3 protein-coding genes are annotated in these 4,369 nt (G+C 68.3%); all 3 read left to right on the top strand.

Annotated elements, in window-relative coordinates; all coding sequences use genetic code 11:
* A partial coding sequence (locus Q0X16_RS07395; RefSeq protein WP_297832709.1) for an efflux RND transporter periplasmic adaptor subunit occupies positions 1-722 on the top strand: 722 nt, incomplete at its 5' end.
* A gap of 3 nt (positions 723-725) precedes the next feature.
* Positions 726-3,857: an efflux RND transporter permease subunit gene (locus Q0X16_RS07390; protein WP_297832706.1), complete on the top strand. Its 3,132-nt coding sequence runs from the start codon at positions 726-728 to the stop codon at positions 3,855-3,857.
* Positions 3,858-4,036: 179 nt separating this feature from the next.
* On the top strand, positions 4,037-4,231 hold the full coding sequence (locus Q0X16_RS07385; RefSeq protein ID WP_297832703.1) for a hypothetical protein: 195 nt from the start codon (positions 4,037-4,039) through the stop codon (positions 4,229-4,231).
* Positions 4,232-4,369 lie beyond the last annotated feature (138 nt).

Raw genomic sequence — 4,369 nt, 5'->3', positions numbered from 1 at the left:
GGCAGCAGTTCCAACGCATGAATCAGCTGGCAGGGCAACAACTGGTGGCCCGCGCGGCGCTGGACAGCGCCCGCGCCAGCCGCGATGCCGCCAGCGCGCAAGTGGCGCAGATCCGCGCCAACCTGTCCGATCGGGTGATCCGCGCGCCCTTTGCCGGCGTGCTGGGCATCCGCCAGGTCAGCCCGGGCGCGCTGGTGACGCCGGGAACGGTGATCGCGACCCTCGACGACATTTCGCGCGTCTATGTCGATTTCCCGGTGCCGGAAACGGAATTGGCCGAGGTGGCGCCGGGGCAGGCCGTCACCGGGCGCGTCGGCGCTTGGCCGGACCGGAGCTTCACCGGCACCGTGGACACGGTTTCGGCGCGGCTGGACAGCGCCACACGCGCCGCGACCGTGCGCGCCGATTTTCCCAATCCCGACCGGCTGCTCAAGCCCGGCATGCTGGTCGACGTCAGCCTGGTGCGTTCCACCCGCCAGGCGGTCGTGGTGCCGGAAATCGCCGTGCAGCAGGTGGGTGGCGAAACCTTCGTCTGGCGGATCGGCGGCGACGGCAAGGTCGGGAAGGCCGATGTCGTGGTGGGCGGGCGGATCCCCGGCAAGGTCATGCTGCAGTCCGGCCTGAAGCCGGGCGAGCGGATCGTGGTCGAGGGCACCGGCAAGCTGCAGCCGGGGATGGCGGTGACGACCGACGCCAAGCCCGACGCCGGGGCGGCGCGCTAGGCCATGCGGCTGTCCGATCTTTCGATCAAGCGGCCGGTGCTGGCCGTGGTGATGAGCCTGCTGCTGGTCGTGCTCGGCGTGATGTCGTTCCTGCGCCTGACCCTGCGCGAGCTGCCGGCGATCGACCCGCCGATCGTCTCGGTGCAGGTGGAATATCCGGGCGCCTCCGCCGGCGTGATCGAAACCCGGGTGACCAAACCGCTCGAAGACGCGCTGGCCGGCATCGAGGGCATCAACACCATCGATTCCAACAGCCAGAACGGCAGCTCGCGGATCAGCATCGAGTTCTACGCCAGCCGCGACATCGAGGCCGCGGCCAACGACGTCCGCAATGCGGTCAGCCGCGTGGCCGACCGCATGCCCGAGGAGGCGCGCCCGCCCGAGATCACCAAGGTCGAGGCCGATTCCGACGCGATCCTCTGGTTCAACCTGCGCTCGACCAGCATGGATCAGATGCAGATGTCGGACTATGCGCAGCGCTACCTGGTCGACCGTTTCTCCAGCCTGCAGGGCGTGGCCCGGGTCTTCCTCGGCGGCAGCCAGCGCTATGCCATGCGGATCTGGCTGGACGGCAACCGGCTTGCGGCGCGCGGGCTGACGCCGGCCGACGTCGAGCGCGCGCTGCGCGCGGAGAACGTCGAGCTGGGCGCCGGCCGGATCGAATCCACCGACCGCGATTTCATCCTGCGGGTTGCGCGCGACTACACCACGCCGGAAGCGTTCGCGCAGATGCCCCTGGGCAAGGGCAGCGACGGTTACGTGGTGCGGCTGGGCGACGTGGCGCGGGTGGCGCTGGAGTCGGCCGAGCGCCGCGCCTACTACCGCAGCAACGGCGAACCGGCGATGGGCATCGGCATCGTCAAGACCTCGACCGCCAACAGCCTCGAGGTGGCGGAGGAGGCCAGGGCCGCAGCCGACCGGATCCGCCCGACCCTGCCGGCCGGCACCGACATCTACGTCGCCTACGACAGCACCACCTTCATCTCCGCCTCGGTCGAACGCGTGTACGAGACCCTGCTGGAAGCCATCGCGCTGGTGCTGCTGGTGATCTGGCTGTTCCTCGGCAGCGTGCGCGCGGCGCTGATCCCGGCGGTGACGGTGCCGGTATGCGTGATCGCCGCGTTCATCGCGCTGTACGCGTTCGGTTTCTCGATCAACCTGCTGACCCTGCTGGCATTGGTGCTGTGCATCGGGCTGGTGGTCGACGATGCCATCGTGGTGGTGGAGAACATCCAGCGCCGCGTCGATCTGGGCGAGCCGGCGCTGGTGGCCGCTAGGCGGGGCACCCACCAGGTCGGGTTCGCGGTGCTGGCGACCACGGCGGTGCTGATCGCGGTGTTCCTGCCGGTCGGGTTCCTGCAGGGCAATACCGGCCGGCTGTTCCGCGAACTGTCGGTGGCGATGGCGGCGGCGGTGGCGATCTCGGCCTTCGTCGCGCTGACCCTGACCCCCATGCTCGCCTCCAAGCTGCTGCGGCCGCACGTCGGCGTGCGCGCGGTGCATGAAAACCGCGTCAGCACATGGCTCAACGCCCGCTTCCTGCGGCTGGCCGACGGCTATCGGCGGGTGCTGGACCGTCACGTCCACCGGATCTGGCTGTTTGGCGCGCTGATGCTGGTGGCGCTGGTCGGCCTGCTGGCCCTGTTCAAGACGTTGCCCAGTGAACTGGCCCCCGCCGAAGACCGTGGCTCCTTCATGCTGATGATGGAAGGACCGGAAGGCGCAGGCTACGACTACACCGTTGCACAGATGAAGAAGGTCGAGGCCATCCTCGCCACCGAGACCGGTCCGGACAAACCCATCCTGCGCGCCAATCCGCGCGTGCCGGGCAGCTTCGGCGCCAGCGAGGAAATGCATACCGGGCGCGGCATGATCTTCCTGCAGCCATGGGACCAGCGCGAGAAGAGCACGGCCGAGCTGGCCGGCGAGCTGGAACGCAAGTTCACCGGCCTGACCGGCGTGCGCGTGCGCACCATGGTCGGCGGCGGTCTGGTGCGCACCCGTGGCCAGCCGTTCCAGCTGGTGCTGGGCGGGCCGGACTACAAGGAGCTCGCGCAGTGGCGCGACATCATGCTGGCGAAGATGGCGGACAACCCCGGCTTCGTCGGCCCGGATTCCGACTACAAGGAAACCCGCCCGCAGATGCGCGTGGTGATCGACCGCCAGCGCGCCGCCGACCTCGGCGTGTCGGCGTCCGACATCGGGCAGGCGCTGCAGACCATGATGGGCGGGGTTCGCGCCACCACCTTCGTCGATGACGGCGAGGAGTACGACGTCATGCTGCAGTCCGATCGTGCCGGCCGCGATTCGGTGGCCGCGCTGGAGTCGCTGCAGGTGCACGGGCGCGATGGCCTGGTGCCGCTGTCCAACCTCGTCAGCCTGCACGAGATCGCCGAACCCGGCACGCTCAACCGCTTCAACCGGCTGCGCTCGATCACCCTGAGCGCGCGGCTGGCGCAAGGCTACCCGCTGGGCGAGGCGGTGGCCTGGGCGCAGCAGACGGCGCGGGAAAGCCTGCCCGACTATGCGCAGATCAGCTGGAAGGGCGAATCGCGCGAACTGCAGCAGTCGGGCAGTGAAGTGCTGGTGACTTTCGCGCTGGCGCTGCTGATCGTCTACCTGGCGCTGGCGGCGCAGTTCGAGAGCTTCCTGCATCCGCTGGTGATCATGCTGACCGTGCCGCTGGGCGTGCTTGGTGCGCTGCTCGGATTGTGGATCACGAGCGGCACGATGAACCTGTTCTCCCAGATCGGCATCGTGATGCTGGTCGGCCTGGCGGCCAAGAACGGCATCCTGATCGTGGAGTTCGCCAACCAGCTGCGCGATGCCGGACGCAGCATCCACGAGGCCATCGTCGAGGCATCGGCGATCCGCCTGCGACCGATCCTGATGACATCGATCGCCACCGTGATGGGCGCGTTGCCGCTGGTCGTCTTCGGCGGCCCGGGCTCGGCCAGTCGCGCCACGATCGGGATAGTGATCGTGTTCGGTGTGTCCTTCTCGACCCTGCTGTCGCTGTTCGTGGTGCCGGCGTTCTATGCGCTGCTGGCAAAGTACACGCATTCGCCCGAGGCGTTGGCGCACGAGCTGGAGTCGCTGGAAGCGCAAACGCCGCAGGCGGGTGGGCACGCCTGAGCGTCACCTCGACGGCCCGTAAGGCCGGGCACCCCTTGCGTCGCGCAGGGACGAAGCCCGTTTCGATCCCTGAATGATTTCTGACTGTTCGCATGCGATGCGCATGATCGTGACTTCCGGCAGGGTGTTTTCTTGTTTTGGTGTATTACATTACTACCACACCAACAACGGAGAACGTCATGAACACCCAGACCCAAGCCCGCATCCGCAATCGCAGTGCCCTGATCCAGCGCCGGATCCGCGAAGCGGTCGAAACCTTCCTGCCCAATGCGGAGAGCGAGCGTGGTTTCGGCCTCGGCTTTGGCCGCAGCAGCGGTTATGCCACGACCCGCCACTATGTCACGGGTGCGCGCCCGCTGTTCCGCTGCCGCTGAACGCCGCCAGCGGTGCGTCCGGCCCGTTCCAGCGCGACCACTCGCGCGCCAGACGGTGGTCGAAGTACACATCCAGCGCGATGCCGGCGTAGCGGCGCAGCCCGCCGAACCGCATGCGCGCCGCGACCATCGCCGGAT

The organism is Thermomonas sp., assembly GCF_025993755.1.
Taxonomy (GTDB): Bacteria; Pseudomonadota; Gammaproteobacteria; order Xanthomonadales; family Xanthomonadaceae; genus Thermomonas.
The sequence above is the reverse complement of the archived record's forward strand: the minus strand, read 5'-3'. Positions and strand labels throughout refer to the sequence as shown.